At 72.9% G+C, this 18,459-nt stretch carries 19 protein-coding genes; 11 read left to right on the forward strand and 8 right to left on the reverse strand.

Annotated elements, in window-relative coordinates; genetic code table 11:
• The first annotated feature begins 170 nt into the window (after nucleotides 1-170).
• Nucleotides 171-1,490 carry a LysM peptidoglycan-binding domain-containing protein gene (locus ACLF3M_RS30180; RefSeq protein WP_430660724.1) on the forward strand — a complete coding sequence of 440 codons (1,320 nt, stop codon included), beginning with the start codon at nucleotides 171-173 and terminating at the stop codon, nucleotides 1,488-1,490.
• Here the strand turns inward: ACLF3M_RS30180 and ACLF3M_RS30185 are convergent.
• Entirely contained in the window at nucleotides 1,388-1,870 is a 483-nt protein-coding gene (locus ACLF3M_RS30185) for a hypothetical protein (protein WP_430660725.1), read from the reverse strand. The two genes, ACLF3M_RS30180 and ACLF3M_RS30185, sit on opposite strands and share 103 nt — an antisense overlap.
• Before the next feature lie 46 nt (nucleotides 1,871-1,916).
• Here ACLF3M_RS30185 and ACLF3M_RS30190 point away from each other — a divergent pair, with 46 nt between their 5' ends.
• The 4 genes from ACLF3M_RS30190 to ACLF3M_RS30205 all read left to right on the forward strand — a co-directional run bounded on the left by ACLF3M_RS30190 (nucleotide 1,917) and on the right by ACLF3M_RS30205 (nucleotide 4,845).
• On the forward strand, nucleotides 1,917-2,600 hold the full coding sequence (locus ACLF3M_RS30190) for a phosphatidylserine decarboxylase (protein ID WP_430660726.1): 684 nt from the start codon (nucleotides 1,917-1,919) through the stop codon (nucleotides 2,598-2,600).
• Entirely contained in the window at nucleotides 2,597-3,487 is an 891-nt protein-coding gene (locus ACLF3M_RS30195; protein WP_430660727.1) for a CDP-alcohol phosphatidyltransferase family protein, read from the forward strand. Before ACLF3M_RS30190 ends, ACLF3M_RS30195 begins: the two co-directional genes overlap by 4 nt.
• A gap of 106 nt (nucleotides 3,488-3,593) precedes the next feature.
• Complete coding sequence (locus ACLF3M_RS30200) at nucleotides 3,594-4,424, forward strand: c-type cytochrome (RefSeq protein WP_430660728.1); 831 nt, start codon at nucleotides 3,594-3,596, stop codon at nucleotides 4,422-4,424.
• Between the two features lie 4 nt (nucleotides 4,425-4,428).
• On the forward strand, nucleotides 4,429-4,845 hold the full coding sequence (locus tag ACLF3M_RS30205) for a protein-tyrosine phosphatase family protein (protein WP_430660729.1): 417 nt from the start codon (nucleotides 4,429-4,431) through the stop codon (nucleotides 4,843-4,845).
• On the opposite strand, the gene ACLF3M_RS30210 is transcribed toward ACLF3M_RS30205, so the two are convergent.
• Nucleotides 4,832-5,731, reverse strand: a complete 900-nt coding sequence (locus ACLF3M_RS30210) for a DMT family transporter (protein WP_430660730.1) — start codon at nucleotides 5,729-5,731, stop codon at nucleotides 4,832-4,834. The genes ACLF3M_RS30205 and ACLF3M_RS30210 overlap by 14 nt on opposite strands.
• Before the next feature lie 184 nt (nucleotides 5,732-5,915).
• Here ACLF3M_RS30210 and cnbZ point away from each other — a divergent pair, with 184 nt between their 5' ends.
• Together cnbZ and ACLF3M_RS30220 are read left to right on the forward strand one after the other, a co-directional pair.
• Nucleotides 5,916-6,665 (forward strand): 2-amino-5-chloromuconate deaminase CnbZ, encoded by a 750-nt coding sequence (gene cnbZ, locus ACLF3M_RS30215; RefSeq protein ID WP_430660731.1) that lies wholly within the window; start codon nucleotides 5,916-5,918, stop codon nucleotides 6,663-6,665.
• A gap of 17 nt (nucleotides 6,666-6,682) precedes the next feature.
• Entirely contained in the window at nucleotides 6,683-7,642 is a 960-nt protein-coding gene (locus ACLF3M_RS30220) for a Bug family tripartite tricarboxylate transporter substrate binding protein (RefSeq protein ID WP_430660732.1), read from the forward strand.
• 2 nt (nucleotides 7,643-7,644) lie between these two features.
• Here the strand turns inward: ACLF3M_RS30220 and ubiM are convergent, their stop codons facing one another.
• The 4 genes from ubiM to ACLF3M_RS30240 are packed head-to-tail and all read right to left on the reverse strand — an operon-like array spanning nucleotide 7,645 to nucleotide 11,625.
• Complete coding sequence (gene ubiM / locus ACLF3M_RS30225) at nucleotides 7,645-8,811, reverse strand: 5-demethoxyubiquinol-8 5-hydroxylase UbiM (RefSeq protein WP_430660791.1); 1,167 nt, start codon at nucleotides 8,809-8,811, stop codon at nucleotides 7,645-7,647.
• Between the two features lie 14 nt (nucleotides 8,812-8,825).
• Nucleotides 8,826-10,058: a CaiB/BaiF CoA transferase family protein gene (locus ACLF3M_RS30230; protein WP_430660733.1), complete on the reverse strand. Its 1,233-nt coding sequence runs from the start codon at nucleotides 10,056-10,058 to the stop codon at nucleotides 8,826-8,828.
• A complete protein-coding gene (locus ACLF3M_RS30235; protein WP_430660734.1) occupies nucleotides 10,055-10,804 on the reverse strand; it encodes a CoA-transferase in 750 nt (249 codons plus the stop codon). Before ACLF3M_RS30235 ends, ACLF3M_RS30230 begins: the two co-directional genes overlap by 4 nt.
• Nucleotides 10,801-11,625 carry a CoA transferase subunit A gene (locus ACLF3M_RS30240; RefSeq protein WP_430660735.1) on the reverse strand — a complete coding sequence of 275 codons (825 nt, stop codon included), beginning with the start codon at nucleotides 11,623-11,625 and terminating at the stop codon, nucleotides 10,801-10,803. The genes ACLF3M_RS30235 and ACLF3M_RS30240 overlap by 4 nt, the downstream gene beginning before the upstream one ends.
• Nucleotides 11,626-11,696: 71 nt before the next feature.
• On the opposite strand from ACLF3M_RS30240, the gene ACLF3M_RS30245 reads away from it, so the two are divergent.
• From ACLF3M_RS30245 to ACLF3M_RS30255, 3 genes are all read left to right on the forward strand, one after another.
• A complete protein-coding gene (locus ACLF3M_RS30245; RefSeq protein WP_430660736.1) occupies nucleotides 11,697-12,263 on the forward strand; it encodes a GNAT family N-acetyltransferase in 567 nt (188 codons plus the stop codon).
• 53 nt (nucleotides 12,264-12,316) lie between these two features.
• The gene (locus ACLF3M_RS30250; RefSeq protein ID WP_430660737.1) at nucleotides 12,317-14,260 is read left to right on the forward strand and encodes an alpha/beta hydrolase domain-containing protein; all 1,944 of its coding nucleotides are present in this window, start codon (nucleotides 12,317-12,319) and stop codon (nucleotides 14,258-14,260) included.
• 122 nt (nucleotides 14,261-14,382) lie between these two features.
• Entirely contained in the window at nucleotides 14,383-15,093 is a 711-nt protein-coding gene (locus tag ACLF3M_RS30255; protein WP_430660738.1) for a DUF3047 domain-containing protein, read from the forward strand.
• Between the two features lie 39 nt (nucleotides 15,094-15,132).
• On the opposite strand, the gene ACLF3M_RS30260 is transcribed toward ACLF3M_RS30255, so the two are convergent.
• The gene (locus ACLF3M_RS30260; protein ID WP_430660739.1) at nucleotides 15,133-16,155 is read right to left on the reverse strand and encodes an LLM class flavin-dependent oxidoreductase; all 1,023 of its coding nucleotides are present in this window, start codon (nucleotides 16,153-16,155) and stop codon (nucleotides 15,133-15,135) included.
• 62 nt (nucleotides 16,156-16,217) lie between these two features.
• Between ACLF3M_RS30260 and ACLF3M_RS30265 the strand changes: the two genes are divergently transcribed.
• Nucleotides 16,218-16,691, forward strand: a complete 474-nt coding sequence (locus tag ACLF3M_RS30265) for a nucleoside deaminase (protein ID WP_430660740.1) — start codon at nucleotides 16,218-16,220, stop codon at nucleotides 16,689-16,691.
• 15 nt (nucleotides 16,692-16,706) lie between these two features.
• Here the strand turns inward: ACLF3M_RS30265 and ACLF3M_RS30270 are convergent, their stop codons facing one another.
• Nucleotides 16,707-18,407, reverse strand: coding sequence for a hypothetical protein (locus ACLF3M_RS30270; protein WP_430660741.1), 1,701 nt, complete (start codon nucleotides 18,405-18,407; stop codon nucleotides 16,707-16,709).
• Between the last annotated feature and the right edge of the window lie 52 nt (nucleotides 18,408-18,459).

The following is an 18,459-nucleotide window of genomic DNA, read 5'->3' on the forward strand; positions in this document are numbered from 1 at the left end:
CTGGCTCGGCGCGCCGCTCGGCGCGCGGCTGTGGCGCCGGCACGGTGCGCTGCCCGGCGCGGCGCTGGCGGGCGCGGCCTGCGCGGTTGCCGCGCATGTGCTGGCCTGACGCGATGCTGACTTGACGTAGGCCCTTGCCGCCCCACCGGGGCTGCGCCTAGTTACTCTTCATGACGTCCAGCGCGCGCGCGCTTCTCGCCGTCGTCGTCGTCGCTGGCGGGCTCGGGGCTTTCCTGGCCGGCCAGTTCCTCGGCGATGCGCGCCCCGTGACGGTGACGGCGCTCGCGCCGCCGCCGCCCGCGCCGCCGGTCGCTGCCCCGCCCGCGCAGCCCCCCGCGCCTGTCGCCCAGGCCCCGGCGCCCGAGCCGCCGCGCTTCGACGTGGTGCGCGTCGGCGCGCGCGGCGTCGCCGTCATCGCCGGCCGCGCCGCTCCGGGGGCCGAGGTCGTGCTGATGGAGGACGGCCGCGAACTCGGCCGCGCGCGCGCCGATGCCCGCGGCGAATGGGTCATCCTGCCGTCCGACCCGCTCCGTCCCGGCACGCGCCAGTTCACCCTGCTCGCCCGGCTCGGCGGGCAGGACGTTCCCGGCCCCGACACCGTCGTCGTGGTGGTGCCCGAGGCCGCCATCGCGGATGCCCGCCCCGAGGACAGCCGCGCCGAGGCGATCCGCCGCGCCGAGGCCGATGCCCGCGCCCATGCCGACGTCCTCAGCCGTGCCGAGCAGCAGCGGCGCGATGCCGAGGCGGTGCTGCAGGCCGCCCACGACGAGACCGCCCGCAGGGTCGCCGCGCGCGCCGAGGAACAGGCCCGCGCCACCGAACGCGCCGCCGCCGAGCAGGCCCGCCGCGCCGAGGCCGCCGCCGAGCAGGCGCGCCGCGCCGATGGCCCCGCGCCGCAGCCCCTCGTCGTGCTGCTGCCGCCCGCCCAGGCCGCGGCGCCGCGCCTGCTGCAGGGCCCGGCGCCGGCGTCTCAGCAATCCCTCGCCCTCGGCCTGGTGGACTACGACGAGGGCGGCTTGATCCGCTTCGCCGGCACCGCCGCCCCCGGCAGCACGGTGCGCGTCTACGTCAACAACCAGCATGCCGGCGACGCCGCCGTGGATGCGCAGGGCCGCTGGGCGCTCGCGCCGGGCGAGCGCGTCTCGGTCGGGCGGCACACGCTGCGCCTCGACCAGGTCGCCGCCGCTGGCGCCGTCGCGGCGCGCATCGAGGTGCCCTTCCAGCGCGACGCGGTGGCGGAAGGCGCGGCGGATGGCCGCGTCGTGGTGCAGCCCGGCAACAATCTCTGGCGCCTGGCGCGCGCGAGCTATGGGCGCGGCACGCAGTTCACCGTGATCTATGACGCGAACCGCGAGCAGATACGCAACCCCAACCGGATCTTCCCCGGTCAGGTCTTCTCGGTGCCCGGCGCGCCGCTCGCGGCGTCGCCCGGCGCGCCGCTCGCGGCGTCGGCCGGTGCGACCCCCGCGGATTCCAGCCGGTCGAGATAGGGATCGAGCGCCAGCGCGAAGCCGACCAGGGCCGAGACCAGCGCCACGGCACGGCCGGGTTCGGGCAGGTCGCATTCCGCTTCCAGCCGCAGCGCATGATCCGGCAGCAGCCGCAGCCGCCAGCCCGTGGGCAGGTCGCGGCGCAGGGACCGGATCAGGGCGAAGGCGCCGGGCCGGGCCTCGGGCCGCTCGGCGGTATAGGGCACGGCGCCGGCCGCCGCGGACAGCCGCACCCGCCGCGGCGTCACCACGGCCTCGCAGCCGCGGCCCCGCCAGGCGAAGCGCAGCGCGGGCCGGCCGCGCGGATGCAGCCCGCCATCGGGCTCGACGAGGAAGGCGCCGTGCGGGAAGGGGCCGAGCAGCGCGGGGGCAGCGTCCATGCCGGCCTTGTTGTCCGGGAGAGGTGAAGGGACCATAAGCGCGGCCATGAGCCTCGCCTCCACGATCCGCATGGTCCTGGCCCCCCCGCATCCCGCAGGCCGGCCCTTCATCTGGGGCGGCGCCGCCCTCGCCCTGGTCGGTCTGTTCCTGACGAAGTGGCTGTTCTGGCCGGCGCTGCTCTTCACGCTGTTCTGCCTCTATTTCTTCCGCGACCCCGAGCGGGTGACGCCGACCCGACACCAAGTCGTGGTCTCGCCGGCCGATGGGCGCGTGGTGCTGGTCGGGTCCGCCGTGCCGCCGCCGGAACTCGGCCTGGGCGACCAGCCGCTGCCCCGCATCGCGGTCTTCCTCTCGGTCCTCGACGTGCATGTGAACCGCATCCCGGTGGCGGGGGTGGTGACGAGGATCGCCTATCGCGCGGGCCTGTTCCTGAACGCTGCCCTCGACAAGGCCAGCGAGGATAACGAGCGCAACGCGCTGGTCGTGCGCATGACGGACGGCCGCGACGTCGCGGTGGTGCAGATCGCCGGCCTGATCGCGCGCCGCATCGTCTGCACCGTCAGGGAAGGCGACCGGCTCGAGGCCGGCGAGCGCTTCGGCATCATCCGCTTCGGCAGCCGCACCGATGTCTACCTGCCGCCGGGGACGAAGCTGCTGGCGCTGCCTGGCCAGATCATGACTGGCGGCGAGACCGTCATCGCGGAGCTTCCGGCGTTGGTGACGACATGAGCGAACCCGTCAGGAAACCCCAGCCCCTCCACCGCTTCGGCCGGCGCTTCCGGCCGCGCACCCGGCCGCGCTTCGAGGGGCTAAGCTTCAACCGGCTGATCCCCAACCTGATGACGCTGCTCGGCCTCTGCGGGGGCCTGGTCGCGATCCGCTTCGCGATCGACGGGCGCTGGGCGCCGGCGGCGATCTGCATCGTTGTCGCCGGCGTGATCGACGGGCTGGACGGCCGCCTCGCGCGGCTGCTGAAGGCGACCAGCCGCTTCGGCGCGGAATTCGACAGCCTGGCGGATTTCCTGTCCTTCGGCGTCGCGCCGGCGCTCGTGCTCTACCTCTGGACGCTGCACGAGGTGGGGCCGATCGGCTTCGTGCCCTGCCTGCTTTTCGCGGTCTGCTCCTCGCTTCGGCTGGCGCGGTTCAACGCCTCGCTCGATGTCGGCGTGAGCAAGCCCAAGCCGGCCTATGCCTACAACTTCTTCACCGGCGTCCCGGCCCCGGCCGGGGCGGGCTGCGCGCTGTTCCCGCTGTTCGGCGCGCTCGCCTTCTCGGAATGGGGGTGGGAGGGCTTCGCGCATGCCATCCGCCATCCCGTGCTGGTCGGCATCGTGCTGGTGATCGTGGGTGGGCTGATGGTCAGCACCCTGCCGACCTGGTCCTTCAAGAACTTCAAGGTGCCGCGAGCGGCGATCCTGCCGCTGCTGCTCGGCACCGGCGCCTATGTCGCGCTGCTGGTCGCCGAGCCCTGGGCGGCGCTGGCCGCGGCGGGAATCATCTATCTCGGCATGCTGCCCTTCTCCGTCCGTTCCTACCTCGGCCTGAAGGCCGAGGCCGAGGCGCTGATCGAGACCGTGGCCGACCCTGGCGCGAGGCCGCCGGCCAACCTTCCCTGACCCGCCGGTCCCGATTGCGGCCAGCCCCTGGCCGGCGCAGGATCATTGCGTCGGGACAGAAAGCGCAGGGCCGCTTGCCGGCGCCACGGGTTGGGGAAGGAACGAGATGAGGATCCTGCTGTGCGCGGCGGTCGCCGCGCTGTGCGTGTCGGCGCCTGCCTACGCGCAGGACGCGGCGCTGCTGGAGCGCGGGCGCTACCTGGTGGAGGTCACCGGGGCCTGCGGCAACTGCCACACGCCGATGGGCCCGAACGGCCCGGACATGAGCCGCAACCTCGCCGGTGGCAGCGTCTTCGACGAGCAGCCCTTCCGCGCGGTCTCCGCGAACATCACGCCGGACCCCGAGACCGGCATCGGCCGCTGGACCGACGCGCAGATCATGCGCGCGATCCGCGAGGGCATCCGCCCCGACGGCAGCCTGATCGGCCCGCCCATGCCCTTCGGCATGTATCGCGGCCTGTCCGACGGCGACCTGCAGGCCATGGTCGCTTATCTCCGCACCGTGCCTCCGGTGCGCAACGCCGTGGAGAAGAGCGTCTACCGCATGCCGCTGCCGCCGGCCTACGGCCCGCCCGTCGTCTCGGTCCCGCCGCCGGCGGACAACGCGGTGGCGCGCGGTGCGTATCTCGCCGGGCCGACGGCCCATTGCATGGAATGCCACACGCCGATGCTGCCGACCGGCCAGAACGACATGTCGCGCCTCGGCGCGGGCGGGATGCAGTTCAACGGACCCTGGGGCATCTCCGTCGCCGCGAACCTGACGCCGAACGGGCTGCGCGAATGGTCGGACGCCGAGATCGAGCGCGCGGTCCGCACCGGCGTGTCGCGCAACGGCCGGCAGTTGAATCCGCCGATGGCCTTCTGGGCCTATCGCAGCATGAGCGCGCAGGACATGTCGGACCTGATCGCCTATCTGCGCTCGCTGCCGCCGCACTGATCGCGTGACGCGCATTCGCGGCAGGCTGCCGCTGGTGATCGGGGGCCGCGCGGTGGAGATCACCGGCGGCCCCTTCGATGCCATCCCCGACGGCGCCTTCGGCGTGTGCCTCGAGCCTCACGCCGTGAAGGCGTGGCTGGCCGATGTCACGCTGCCGATGCCCGATTTCGGCCTGCCGGATCCGGTTGCGCTGAAGCAGGCGGTCGGCGCGGTGCTGGCGCAGCTTGCCGCGCATCCGGAGCGCCCCGTGCATGTCGGCTGCCGCGCGGGGATCGGGCGCACCGGGCTGTTCCTGGCCTGCCTGGCGCGCGCCGCCGGCGTGCAGGGCGATGCGCTGGACCATGTCCGCCGGCACTACTGCGCCGAGGCCGCGGAGACGGAGGCCCAGCAGGCGATGGCGCGCCGCTTCACCTGGCCCTGATCCAGCGGGCGATGCGCCCGTCGATCAGCAGCAGCCCGATCCCGATCACCGCCATTCCCGCGACATGCCGCGGCAGCAGCTGCTCGCCGAGCGCAAGCGTGCCGAGGATCAGCGCGGTCACCGGCACCAGCAGCGTCACCAGCATCGCATTCGTCGCGCCGGCGCGGGCCATGATCGCGTAGAACAGCGCATAGGCGACCCCGGTCGAGACCAGCCCGAAGGCCACCAGCGCCGCGACGGCCTGCGCGGGCGGCGCCGGCATCGCCCAGGGCTGGTCGAAGACGAGCACCAGCGGCAGCATCATCAACGTCGAACTGATGCACTGCCCCGCCGCGACCGAAAGCGGCGGCAGCGCCGCGCTCCGCAGCCGCCGCGCCCAGACTGCCGAGATCCCGTAGCTCAGGCAGGCGCCGAGGCAGAGCAGGATGCCGAGAAGCTCGCCAGGCCGCCCGCCCGCGAAGGCCGCTGGCCCTGCCAGGACCGCGACACCCGCCAGCCCCGTCAGCGCGCCCGCCAGCGTGTTCGCGCGCAGCCGGTCGTCCGCCGTTGCGACATGCAGGCAGAGCACCGCGAAGACCGGCGTCGCCGCATTCAGCACGCCCGCGAGCGAGGAGGGGATGAAGGTCTGCCCTGTCACGATCAGCGTGAAGGGCAGGGCGTTGTTGAACATGCCCATCCCCGCCACCGCCATCCATTGCGCGCGGCTGCGCGGCAGGGGCAGCCCGGCGATCGGGCAGGCCACGACCAGCGCGACGGCCGCGATCGCCACGCGGCCGAGCACGATGGTGAAGGGCCGAAAACCCGTCAGCGACACCGCAGCGAAGAAGAAGGACGCCCCCCAGATCACGGAGAGCAGCAGCAGCAGCCCCCAGAGCTTCCGCGTCATCGGCCCGGCCATGCCGCGCTTGTCGCCGGGATCGGGCGTCCGGCGCCATCCGCCCGTTGCGCGCAGCCGCCATGCGCCCTGAAACCCTCTCCCGCCACAGGGGGGAAAGGGAAGGGTGAGGGGAGCGACCCCGTTGCGCGTCCCCGCCCTTCTCGCGCAGCATCGCGCAGACCGGAGATCCCGCATGACCGACACCATCGCCGTGCCCGAGGGCGGCTACCGCTTCATCCCCGGCGTGTACCAGTACAGCGCCGGCGTCGCTGCCGAGCCCGGCTTCACCCTGGAACGCGTGCGCTTCGCCAACCCCGTCCCGCTGACGGAGGGCTTCCGGCGCATCGCCGCTGCGCTGGACGCCGCCCGCCGCCCGAAAACCGCCTTCTGCGCCTGTGAGCTGCGCTCCCCCGCGCCCTTCACCGAGCGGGGCTTCGCCGCCTTCAACCGGATCTATGGCGGCGTTCTGCAGGAATGGGGACTGTTCCGCGACGGCAGGAACCCGGTCGCGCGATCCAATGTCTGCCCCGAGATCGCCCCGCCCGCCGAGCCGTCCTTCCACGCCTTCGTCTACACCGTGCCCGACGCTGCGCCGCCCTCCTTTGCGGTGGCCGGCAGTGGCGAGGCGCCGGAGGGCAGGTCCAACTACCGCGACCACATCATCGCCCGCGGCGACACGACGCCCGAGGGCCTGGTGACCAAGGCGCGCTGGGTGCTGGGCGAGATGGAGCGCCGCATGGGGCTGCTCGGCGCCGCGTGGAAGGACACCACGGCGGTGCAGGTCTACTGCGTGCGCGACATCCATCCCTTCCTGGCGGACGAGCTCGTCGCGCGCGGCGCCGCGCGGCACGGCGTGACCTGGCAGTTCTGCCGCCCGCCGGTGGTCGAGCTGGACTACGAGATGGATTGCCGCGGCCTGTTCCGCGAGCGCGTGCTGGCCTGATCAGGGGGACACCGACAATGCTGAAACGCAGGACGCTTGCCGCCGCGCTGCTCGCGACGCCGACGCTGGCTCGTGCGCAGAACTGGGCACCGACCCAGCCGGTGCGCGTGATCATCCCCTTCCCGCCGGGCGGCACGATGGATCCCGTCGTGCGCATCGTGCAGGAGATCATGACGCGCGAGCTCGGCCAGCCCATCGTCGTGGACCACAAGCCCGGCGGGGCGACGGTGGTCGGCACCACCGAGGCATTTCGGGCGCCCGCCGACGGCCACACCACGATCATGGTCGCCAACAGCTTCGCGGCCAACGTCACCCTGCGACCGACCACGCCGTACAGCGGGCTGCGCGACTTCGCGCCGGTCGTGATGGCGACCGTCGTGCCGCATGTGCTGGCCGTGCATCCTTCCGTCGCGCGCGACTTCAACGGCTTCCTGGAAGCCGGCCGCCGGCCCGGCGCGGGGCTGTCCTTCGGCAGCTACGGGATCGGTACGTCCAACCACCTCGGCGGCGAGCAGCTGCGCGAGACCGCGCGGCTCAATGCGACGCATGTGCCCTATCTCAATCCCGCGCAGGCCCATAACGACCTCATCGGCGGGCGGCTGCAGTTCATGCTGGCCAACCTGCCCGACATGATCCAGCCTGCGCAGATTGGCCAGGTGCGCCCGGTCGCGATCTCCGCCCCGGCGCGGGTGCGCGAGCTGCCGGACACGCCGACCATGGCGGAGCTCGGCTTTCCCGTGGTGCTGTCCGACAGCTGGTTCGGCCTGGTCGCGCGCAGCAACGTCCCCGCGCCGGCGCGCGCGCGGCTCGAGGCCGCCTGGGTCGCCGCGCTGAACCGGCCCGAGGTGAGGGGAAGGCTCGAGGAGATGGGCTTCACCGTCCTGGCCTATGGGTCCGACCGCTTCGGCCAGGAAATCGCCCGCTACACCGAGACCTACGCCGAGGTGATCAGGGCGAACAACATCAGGGTGGAGTAGCGCTACCTCGCCTCCATCAACTGCGCCGTCACCAACCGCCGGACGGGGCCGAGCGCCGCGCCCAGCCGCAGCACCGCCCCGCGCAGCGCTCGCGCCGGCGCGCGGTCATCGGTGTAGAGGCTCGCGATGGTGTTCGTCGCGGCGTAGAGCGGCGCCGTCGCGATCCAATGCGCGCGCTCATAACGGAGCAGCCCGCCGGGATCGGCTATGTCGCGCTTGCGTTCCAGCGCGTGACGGATCTGTGTCGCCAGCCGCTCCGCGCCGGCCAGCCCGAAGTTGAAGCCATGCGCGGTGACGGGATGCATGCCGACCGCCGCATCGCCGATCAGCGCGAAGCGCGTGGCCACGAAGCGCATGGCGTAGGTCGTGACCAGGGGATAGGCGTGCCGCGTGCCGACCAGCCGCATCGCGCCCCAGCGGGACTTCGTGCGCTGCGTGGAATCCGCGCCGAATTCCTCCGGCGTCATCTTCATGAGCTCGTCGATCCTTCGCGCCGACAGCGTCAGCACGATGGAGGAGACGTCGCCATTCAGCGGCAGCATCGCCACGGTCTGGCCGTGGCCGAACCACTCCGTCGCGATGCCGCCATGCGGTTTCTCATGCGCAACCCGCGCGACGAGCATGGATTTCCCGAAGTCGCGCATGCGCGTCGCTATGCCCATCTGGCGCCGCGCCTCCGACATCCGCGTATCGGCGGCGACCACCAGCCGCGCGCGGATCTCCCGCCCGTTGGCCAGGGTAAGCCTGCCGCCCTTCGGCGCCGTCTCCACCGCCGTGACAGCGACGCCCGTCACCAGTTCCGCGCAATCCGCTGACTTCACCGCGTCGTAGAGCGCGCGCCGGATCAGGTGGTTCGGCACCAGCATCCCGAGCGGCGTCTCGCCCGGCGGCGCGAAATCCAGCACGAAGGGCGAGGCGCCGTCCTGCACGCGCGCCTGGCGCAGCGGCGACATCTCATCCCCGGGGATGCGGTCCCAGGCCTCGATGTCCTGCAGGATGTCCTGCGATCGGTGCGTCAGCGCGATCTCCCGCCCGTCGAAGGCCGGGTCGGCGATGGCGGATTCCGGCGCGCGCTCCACCAGCACCAGCTTCAGCCCGCTGCCGGCCAACAGCCGCGCGAAGGACAGGCCCGCCGGGCCGGCGCCGATCACGGCGATGTCGCATTTCATGCGATCCACCTGGATCAGCTCCTGCGCTTGTCAACCACGATGCCGGTCGCGGCGAGTTCCGCGATCTGCTCTTCCGTGAAGCCGTGCTGCGCCAGGATCGCCGCGCCATGCTCGTTGAAGCGCGGCGGCGCGGCCCGCGTGCCGCCCGGCGTGCGGCTCATCTTGATCGGCGTGCCGAGGCCGCGGTACCAGCCGAGCTCCGTCACCATCTGCCGATGCGCGGTATGCGCGGCCTGAATCGTCTCGTCTACGTGCAGGACGGGGCCGGCGGGCACGCCACTGCGCAGCAGCCGGTCCGTCAACTCGTGCCCGTCCTCCTCGGCCAGCCGCGCATCGAGGATCGCGTCCAGCTCCGCGCGGTTCGTCACGCGCAGCGCGTTGGTCAGGAAGCGCGGGTCCCCAGGCAGGTCGTCCAGCCCCAGGAAGGCGCAGAACCGGCGGAAAGTCGGGTCGTTGCCGATGGCGCAGAAGATCTCGCAGGTCTTCGTGCGGTATTTCGAATAGGGGCTGATGTTGGGATGCGGATTCCCCGTTGCCTTGGGTCGCCTGCCATTGAGGAAATGGTTCGCGGCCTGGGGATGCAGCAGCGCCATGCCGCAATCATGCAGCGTCATGTCCAGGAACTGGCCCTTGCCGCTGCGGGTGCGCTCCTGCAGTGCCATCAGGATGCCGATGCAGGAATAGAGGCCCGTCGCGATGTCCACGATCGGCGTGCCCATGCGCAAGGGGCCCGTGCCGTCATTGCCGTTGATGGACATCAGCCCGACCATCGCCTGGATCACGGCGTCGTAGCCCGGCAGCGCGCCAAGCGGCCCGTCCGCGCCGAAGCCCGAGACGCGGCAATGCACCAGGCCGGGGAAGCGCCGCGACAGCGTGTCGTAACCGATGCCCCATTTCTCCATGCTGCCTGGCTTGTAGTTCTCGACCAGCACATCGGCGCCCTCGAGCAGCGTCAGCAGCACCGCGCGGCCCTCGGGCTTCGACAGGTCCAGCGCGAGCGAGCGCTTGTTGCGGTTCACGCCGATGAAGTAGCTGGCGTCGGACTCGTGGAAGGGCGGGCCCCAGTCCCGGACCTCGTCGCCCTGCGGCGGCTCGATCTTGATGACCTCGGCGCCGTGGTCGGACAGGATCATCGTGCAATACGGACCGCCGAGGACACGCGTCAGGTCGATCACCTTCAGTCCCGCCAGCGCGCCCGGCGACAGCGCGAGCCCCTTGCCTTCGGTGGTGGGCACCGCGTCGGTCATGCCGCCTGCTTCCTTCCAAAAACGCGCGCGCAGAATTCCGGGTAGGTTTCCAGCATCTCGTCGCAGACGGGCCCGCGCAGCAGCGCGAGCTCGGCCTCCGTCGGATCGGGCGTGAGCGGGACGGCGTCCGCGACGTCGAAATCGAAGCCGGTTGCGGCGCGGATGCTCTCCACGCTCTCGCCGGGATGCAGGCTCTCCAGCGAGAACCGCGCGCGTGCGGGATCGAAGCGGAAGACGCAGCGCCCGGTCACCAGCGCCTGCGCGGTGCCACGGCGGAACACGCCGGGCGGCGACACGCCGGGGGCGGAGACGTTGTCCACGCGCTTGACCAGCACGCGCGGCGAATGCTCCTCGCGGAAGAGGATGGTGCGCGGCGTCATGAAATACATGAAGGCCGACCCGAACGACCCGGGGAACCGCACGCCCGTCCCCGGCCAGCCGCCGGTGCCGACGAGGTTGATGTTCGCCTCGCCGTCGATCTGGCCGCCGCCCAGGAAGAACAGGTCGATCCGCCCCTGGCCCGTCAGGTCGAAGAGCTCGCGCGACCCCTCGGTGAAGGGATTTCCCGACCGCTTGTGCAGCAGCGACAGCCGCACCGTATGGCCCTGCTTCTTCACCAGCCAGCACGCCGCCGCGGGGATGGGCGAGGCCGCACCGACCGCGATGTGGCGCGCCGGCGGTGCGCGGGGGTCCAGGATCAGCCGCGCCAGCGCCGCGGCAAGCCGCTCCTCCGGCCTGATGCTCATGCCGCGGCCTGTGCGCGCTCGGCGAACACGTAGCGGTCGAGATATTCCCGGAACCCGGCCTCGGTCTTCGCCATCCGCGCATACTCCGCGACATGGGCGGCGTCGAAGCCGTAGAGATCGAGCAGCGCCACCGGCCAGGCCCCGCGCTCGGCCACCGCGATCGCCTCGACATAGGTCGCGCTGATGCATCCCGGCGCGAGCCGCTCATCCTCCAGCATGTTGCCCTCGTGCAGCCTCTCGACCGTCGCGAGCACCCGCTGCGACGCATGCGCCAGCGTCGCCAGTTCGCGCCGCCGCCCGACCCAGATGTTGCCTTCCTCGTCCGCCATCGCGCCATGGATCGCCGCGACGTCGGGCGACCGGGCGGGCAGCAGGACGATGCGGTCCTCCGCCTCGGCGAACGGGTTCTGGATCACCGTCCAGTCCGGCCGGTTCGCCAGGATGTCGCTGCCGATGATCCCGCGCAGCGGCATGAAGGGCACGCCCTTCTCGGCGGCCTGCAGCATGGTGTGGATCGCCGGGCAGGTCGCGTCCCGCACCGTGATCGCGCCGGCCTTCAGCGCGGCCGCGAATCGCGGCGCGAATCCCGCCTCGCCCAGGCTGACGGCCGAGGTCTCGACCTCCGCCACGCAGCCCGCGCCGATCAGCAGGTCGGTCGCGAAGCCCGAGACCGGCACGCCCAGCAGCCGCAGCCCCTTCGCCCCTCGCCGCACCAGCGCGCGCGCCAGCGCCACTGACGGCAGCGAGTTGTCCGGCGGCAGCGCGACCAGGGCGCCATCCGGCACGATCTCGGCCATCGCCTCCAAGGTGATCGGGGTCATGCGGGTGGGGCTCCTCGTGCCGCGAAACTAGTCCCCGCGACCCACGGGGCCAAGCATGGCAGGATGACGCCATGCCCGACCCCGTCACGCTGCGCGGCCCCCGCGTCACGCTGCGCCCCTGGCGCCTGCCCGAGGATCTCGACCCGCTCTTCGCCATCAACGGCGACGCGCAGGCGATGCGTCATTTCCTGAACGTGATGGATCGCGCGGAATCCGACGCCTGGGCCGCCCGCATCGCCGGGCTCTTCGGCGACCACGGGTACGGCTTCTGGCCCGTGGACCTCCCGGGCGAGGGCCTGGTCGGCGTCGTCGGCATCCAGCCCATCATGTTCGAGGCCGCCTTCGCGCCGGGCCACGAGATCGGCTGGCGCATCGCCACCCGCGCCCAGCGCCGGGGCCTGGCCGAGGAAGCCGCCCGCCTCGCGCTGGCCCATGCCTTCGGCCCCGCCGGCCTGCCGCGCATCCACGCCTGGACGCCGCCGGGCAACGAGCCCTCCTGGCGCCTCATGGAGAAGCTCGGCATGCGGCGCGTCGGGATCTTCGATCACCCGCGGATCCCGGAGGGCCATCCGATCCGCCCGCACCTATTGTATGTCATCGAGCGCGAGGATTGGATCGCCGACCGCCTCGGGACTTGAACCGTCTTCGCGCAAGGGCGAGGCTTCCCCGGACGGACAGGGACGGAAACGCCATGCGGAAACTCGCCATCCTGGCCGGCGCGCTCGCGCTCGCGCAGCCCGCCAGGGCCGAACTCCTTCGCTTCGAGCTCACCCAGCCGCCGCGACCCGCGCTGGAGGGCCGCGCCTTCGGCAATGTTGGCCCTTATGTCGAGATCCGCGCCCGCGCCACGATCGCGCTCGACCCCGCTGATCCCCGCAACGCCGTCATCGCCGACCTCGACCGCGCGCCGCGCAACGCGCAGGGCAGGGTGGAGGCGACCGCGGACGTCATTCTCTTCCGCCCCGCCGACCTCTCCCGCGGCAACGGCACGCTGCTGGTCGAACCGCCCAACCGCGGCCGCCGCATCATCACGCAGCTGTTGAACGACACCTCGGCCGGCGCCACCCCGCGCCAGGAACAGGCGGCCGATGCCGGCAACGGCTGGACGTTCCGCCAGGGCTACGCCCTCGCCTGGATCGGCTGGCAGGGCGACTGGACGCCGAGCCCGGGGATGCGCGTGGACGTTCCCCGCGTGTCGGGCATCACGGGCCCCGCGCGCGAGGAGTTCGTCTTCGACAACACCCAGAACCCCGCCGTCGCGCAGCTCACCTATCCCGTTGCCGACCCGGTTTCCGTCGTGCTGACGGTGCGCGCGCGCCAGGAAGACCCGCGCCAGCAGCCGCAGGGAATGTCGTTCCGCCTGCTCGACGGCGACCGCGTGGAGATCACGCGCCCGGCCGGCTTTGACGCCGGCGCGGTCTACGAGATGACCTACACCGCGCGCGATCCGCTGGTGCTGGGGATGGGCTTCGCGGGCTTCCGCGACGTCACCGCGTTCCTCCGCCGCGACGGCAGCGATGCCAACCCGCTGGCGCAGAACGGGCGCAGCACGGTGCAGGTCGCGACCTCGCTCGGCGTCTCGCAATCCGGCCGCTTCCTGCGCGACTTCCTGTATCTCGGCTTCAACGAGGACACGCGCGGCCGCCAGGTCTTCGACGCGCTGGTTCCGCACATCCCCGGCGCGCGTCGCACCTTCATGAACGCCCGCTTCGCGCAGCCCGGCCGCAACCCGTCCGACCACACGGATCGGCTCTATCCCGCCGACCAGTTCCCCTTCGCCTATGCGATGTCGGCGGACCCCCTGACCGGCGCGCGGGACGGGCTGCTCAGGCGCTGCCGTATCTCCGGCACCTGCCCCCGCATCTTCCAGACCGACAGCGAGTTCGAGTTCTGGGGCGCGCGGGGCAGCCTCACCTACACCGACGCGGCCGGCCGGCATCTCGACCTGCCGCCCGAGGTGCGTGGCTTCATGATGACGGGCCATCCGCACTACGCCGCCGCCGAGGCCGTGATGGCGCGCAACCCGATGTGTCAGATGCCGGTCAACCCGCTGCAGGCCGGCGCGCCGATGCGCGCGCTGATGGTCGCGCTCGAGGCCTGGGTGCGCGAGGGCGTTGAGCCGCCTTCGTCGCGCGTTCCGATGCTCTCCCAGGGCACGCTGGTCGCGGCGGCCGCCTATCCCGCCATCCCGGGCCTGTCGCGGCTGACCTCCTGGACGCCGGCGCCGCTGCTCGATCTCTCGAAGAACCCGCCGGAGGTTGTCGGCCGCTACCCCATCCTCTTCCCGCGCGTCGACGCCGACGGCAACGCGGTCGCCGGCATCCGCCTGCCTGTCATCGAGGCTCCGCGCGCGAGCTATACCGGCTGGAACCCCCGCAGCGCCGGGTTCGGGGAGGGCGCGCTCTGCACCAACACAGGAAGCATGATCCCCTTCGCCGCGACGCGCGCCGAGCGGCTGGCCGCCAGCGACCCGCGCCCCTCCATCGAGGAACGCTGGCCCGACCAGGCCACCTATGTGGCCGCGGTCAGGGCCAGCGCCGATCGTCTTGTCGCCGAGCGGCTGCTGCTCGCCGAGGACGCGGCCGCCATGGTCGCCGCGGCAGAGGCCAACACCCTCGCGCGGCTGCCCCGCTGAGGGCGCTTCGGCACGCGCCCTGCCCGCGGCCCGGGCAGGTGCGCAGCGCCACGCCGCCTCACGTGAAGCTTACGCGCGAATCATGCTGGACTTGCGGGCCAGCTTTGCGTCATGAGCGCGCCATGCGACGAGTCCCCCCGGCCCTCGCCGTCCTTGCCGCCGCCCCCTTGCTGGGCGGCGCGGCATCTCCTGGCCAGACCCCGCCCGACATCGCCGCCCAGGGCTGGCGCAAGGTCGATTGGCACGGCATCCGTCCCGCCGATTTCAGCGCCACGCAGTCCGGCGGCGTGCGCATCCGCGGGCAGGGGCAGGGCGCCTTCATCTCCCGCCCCCTGTCCGGCGAGGCGAGCTGCCTCGCCTGGCGCTGGCGCGTGGATGCCGGGCCGCCAGCGACCGACCTCAGCCGCAAGGGCGGCGACGACCGCGCCATCGCGATCACCATCGGCTTCGCCGATTTCGGCCCGCAGGCCGGCTTCGTGCTGCGCACCCAGCACGCCGTCGCGCAGGCCTCGGCCGGTCCGCTCAACCTGCCGCGCAGCGCGCTGAGCTATGTCTATGGCGGCACCGGGCGCGAGGGGCAGGGGCGGCCGCAGGGTTTCTTCCCCAGCCCCTGGACCAGCGGCCTGACGCAGCTGCGCGTCCTGCGCCCCGCGGAAGCGCCGCGCGGGCAATGGGTGGAGGAGAGGGTGGACCTTGGCGCCGACTGGCGTGCCGCCTTCGGCGGTGACCGCGTCCCCGCGCTGCAGGACCTCACGATCTCCGCGGATGTCGAGGACACCGGCGCCCGCCTCGACGCCCAGGTCGAGAACATCCGCCTCGTGCCGTGTAGGTAATTCGCTCTCTCTCCGCCCCTCCGACCCCCTCCCCGCGCGCTACGCCGCTGCCCGCATCCCCGCATTCGCCTCCGCCAGCAGCCGGAAGCTCGCCTGCCGCGCGACCGGGTCGTGGCAGGGCGTCAGCACCGCTACCTCCGCCGCGCCATGCGCCGCCGCGACGTCGCGCAGCTTCGCCACCACCTGCTCCGGCGCGCCGACGATCGCGCGCCGGCGCATGGCCTCGAGCCGCAGTTTCTCCTCCTCGGAGTAGGCGTAGGCCTCGGCCTCCTCCACGCTCGGCAGCGGCGGGAAGATCCCGCGGTCGCGCGACAGCCGCCAGAGCTCGCGCGAGCGGAACAGGCGGAACGCCTCGGCCTCGGTCCCCGCTGTCAGCGCGAAGACCGCGACCGCCCCATGCGGTCCCTGCAGCCGTCCGGGATGCGGTCGGAACCCGTCACGGTACATCGCCATTGCCTCCTCGCTGCCGCGCCCCTCGGTAATGAAATGCGCGAAGCAGTAGGGCAGGCCGAAATACGCCGCGAGCTGCGCGCCGAAATCGGAGCTGCCCAGCACCCAGACCTCCGGCGTCGTCGGCCCCTCAGGCTGCGCCGCGACGCGGGCGAAGGGATGGTTCGCCGGCAGCCCCTCGCCGAGCCAGCCCAGCAGCTCCTGCAGCTGCTGCGGGAAGCGGTCCGCGGCCTCGTTGGCATTGGGATTGAGCGCGAAGGCCGTCCGCCCGTCCGACCCCGGCGCGCGCCCGACGCCGAGGTCGATGCGCCCCGGCGCGATCGCCTCCAGCACCTTGAACTGCTCCGCGACCTTCAGCGCGGAATAGTGCGGCAGCATCACGCCCGCGGACCCCACGCGGATGCGCTGCGTCGTCGCGGCGATCGCCGAGATCAGGATCTCCGGCGCCGTGCCGGCATGCGACGCGCTGTTGTGGTGCTCGGCCAGCCAGTAGCGCCGGTAGCCCCACTGGTCCGCGAGCCTGGCCAGCGCCAGCGTCTCCCGTATCGCCTCGGCCGGCGTGCGGCCCGACGCGACGGTGGACTGGTCCAGGATGGACAGGGCCAGGGTCATGCAGATACCTCCGGACCGGAATGTGGGGCGGTCCGCGCCCCCCGTGAAGCCGGGAAGCAGCGATGCCGAGCCACGACGACTTCATGCGCCAGGCCATCGCGCTGTCGCGCCAGGGCATGGAGGACAACAGGGGCGGCCCCTTCGGCGCCGTCGTCGTGCAGGACGGACGGGTGATCGCCGAGGGCTGGAACCAGGTCACCTCCACCAATGACCCGACCGCGCATGCGGAGATCGTGGCGATCCGCCGCGCCTGCATCGCGGCGGGATCGCGCGAGCTCCGGGGCGCCGTGCTCTACACGAGCTGCGAGCCCTGCCCGATGTGCCTGGCGGCCGCCTACTGGGCGCGGCTGGACGCGGTGTTCTACGCCAATGCGCGCGACGACGCCGCGGCGATCGGCTTCGACGACCAGTGGATCTACGACGAGGTGCCGAAGCCCATCGAGGCGCGCAGCCTGGCGATGCGCCGCCTGCTCGCCGCCGAGGCGCTGGAGGTCTTCCAGGCCTGGACGGCGAAGCAGGACAGGACGCCGTACTGACGCGCCCCGGGCGCGCTATCCCAGCAGCGCGTCGTGGTGGCCGTGCTGCGGCGTGACAGCCGCGGCGTGGTCGTCCAGCGCCGCGACGTCCAGCTTCGCGGCGAGGCCGGGCGGCAGGTCGCCGCCCTGCTCGTAGCGCGCGGCCAGCACGCGGAACAGCCCCGTCGGCGCCGGATCCGGCGCGAAGCCGAGCACCGCGACGGGGTCCTCCGGCATCGGCGCGGCCACGATCGCCGGTTCGACGGCCGCGATCTCCACCGGCCTGTCCAGGGTCGCCGCGGTGGCGACGGGCGACGCGGTAGCGATCGCCGCGCCGCCGGCTGCCGCATCGGTGGCCGCCAGCGAGACGCCGGGCGTCGCATCCGCCTTGTCATGGCCGAGCGCGAGGCCGAGCCCGTTCGACGCGTCATTCGCCTGCGCGACCGCGACCACCGCCGGTCCGGACGGCGTCGCATCCGCCTTGTCATGGCCGAGCGCCAGGCCGAGCACGCCATCCGACTGCGCGACCGTGACCACCGCCGGTCCGGACGGCGTCGCATCCGCCTTGTCATGCCCGAGCGCCAGGCCGAGCCCATGCGACCCGTCATCCGCCTGCGCCGCCGCGGCAACGGCCTGACCCGGCGGCGTCGCCGCCTTGTCATGCCCGAGCGCGAGGCCGAGCCCATGCGACCCGTCATCCGCCTGCGCCGCCGCGGCAACGGCCTGACCCGGCGGCGTCGCCGCCGCCGCCACGGCAACGGCCTGTCCCGGCGGCGTCGCATCCGTCTTGTCATGCCCGGGCGCGAGGCCGGGACCGTGCGACGAATCCTCCGCCTGCTGGCCCGATGCGACAGCGGGCGCGGGCGACGCCTCCGCCCTGGCCTGCCCGTGTGCGGGACCGGTCCCCGCCGAGGCGACGGCGATGGCCGCGGCCTCCTCGGTATGCTGGGCCGCGGCCACGGCGAGGCCAGGCGCATGGCCTTCGGGCGCGGCATCCCCCGCCCGCTGCGCCGGCGCCGAACTGCCGGCCGTCACGTCCATGACCACGTCCATCGGCGCGCTCGCCGCTGCGACGACGACCGGCGTCACCGGCACGGCCGAGGGCGGCGCGCCCGACGCCGCCTCGACGGGCGGTGTCCAATGAAGCGCGACGCTCGCCATGCTCGGCGCGGGCGCGGCCTCGGCGGCAAGGACCGGCGTGACCGGCGGCAACTCCACCACGGCGAGCGCGGGCAAGGCGGCGGCCAGCGTTTCCGGCGTGGCCGCGCCGAGCGGCGCGACTGCCATGTCGGCAGCCGCCGCAATCGGCAGCACGATCGCATGACCGTTGGCGGCGAGGGGCATGATCGGCTCGGCACCGCTCGCCGCTGTCAGGATGGGCAGCGCGCCGGTCACGCCGGCTTCCGCGATCCCGCCATCGCCACGCGTCGCCGCGGCTTCGCGGATCGCGACGTCGTCGGTCAGGCCGGGCTCGAAATCCCAGCCAAAGGGGCGCGAAGCGGACGCCGCGTCGCCCGCCCGCCAGGACGTCTCGACATGGCCGAGGCCGAGCAGCGCCGCGGCGAGCAGGCCGAACCCCGCGAGGTCGCGTGGCGCGGGCCCGATCTGTTCCTGCCGGCGCTTCGCGCTCTCCCACCGCAGGCGGCTCTCGGCCTCTTCATGCGCGGTGAAGACCGGCCCCTTCGGCTGCTCGAAGAAGGGCGCGTCCACTTCCGCCCGACCACGTCCGTCCGCCATGCGCCGTCTCCCGTGCTGGATCGCGCCCACCCAACGCGGCGGCGCGACGAAG

The sequence above is a fragment of the Falsiroseomonas sp. HW251 genome (genome assembly GCF_050563545.1).
GTDB lineage: Bacteria > Pseudomonadota > Alphaproteobacteria > Acetobacterales > Acetobacteraceae > Falsiroseomonas.